The organism is Ruminiclostridium sufflavum DSM 19573 (genome assembly GCF_003208175.1).
GTDB classification, from domain to species: Bacteria; Bacillota; Clostridia; order Acetivibrionales; family DSM-1351; genus Ruminiclostridium; species Ruminiclostridium sufflavum.
In genome coordinates, this window is sequence record NZ_QKMR01000056.1 from 1 (window position 1) to 1,004 (window position 1,004).

General features: G+C 37.9%; 1 pseudogene. It reads left to right on the plus strand.

Annotation, left to right across the window (positions count from 1 at the left end):
- Positions 1-132: 132 nt before the first annotated feature.
- A pseudogene (locus LY28_RS18865) lies at positions 133-1,004 on the plus strand (IS256 family transposase); the annotation flags it as partial.

Sequence of the window (1,004 nt, forward strand, 5' to 3'; positions counted from 1 at the left end):
ATGCTTTATCAAATTTTTTTCTCTCAGTCATTTGAATCCCTCCATGTTTTTATTATATAGGGATTCTTTGTGTCCATCAAATCGGATTAAGGTCAAGAATTTTTACGGGATAATCCTATCAAGGACTCAAATGACATCAATGATTTGGTTAAAGAACTGATATCTCAGGTCCTTGAAAATGGCCTGGATGGCGAATTGGATGAAGAATTAGGCTATACTAGGTACGATTATCGCAATAAGGATACTGACAATAGCAGAAATGGCTATTCTCCTAAGACAGTACATACGAGTTTTGGGGACACAGAAATTGATGTGCCCAGAGACCGTAAAGGAGAATTTGAGCCGCAGCTCATACAGAAGCATCAAAATACTCTTACCCAGGATATGGAGTCTAAAATCATTTCAATGTATGCCAAAGGCATGAGCACAGGTGACATAGAGACCCACATTAAGGATTTATACGGTATTGAAATGTCAGATTCAACAATAAGCAGAATTACTGACAAGGTATTACCTCTTGTCAAAGAATGGCAAGCTCGCCCACTTGAGGCTGTTTACCCGGTTGTTTTTATGGATGCTATACATTTTCACGTAAGAAGCGAGGGACGTATAATCAAAAAGGCAGTGTACATTGCCATAGGTATCAATATGGAAGGCTTCAAAGATGTATTGGGCATGTGGATTGGCGAAAATGAGAGTGCAAAATTTTGGCTCACAGTAATGAATGATATGAAAAATAGGGGTATTGAAGATATCCTAATTGCTTGTGTAGATGGCCTTACTGGTTTTCCTAATGCGATAGCTGCCGTATTCCCAAAAACTGAACTCCAGCAGTGTATAATACATCAAATAAGAAACACCACCAAATTTGTATCGTACAAAGATATTAAGCTTCTGATGGCTGATCTTAAGAGAGTTTATGCAGCACCAAACGAAGAATCGGCACTGTTTGAACTGGATATATTTGAAGATAAGTGGAAATCTAAGTACCCTAAAATATCAAT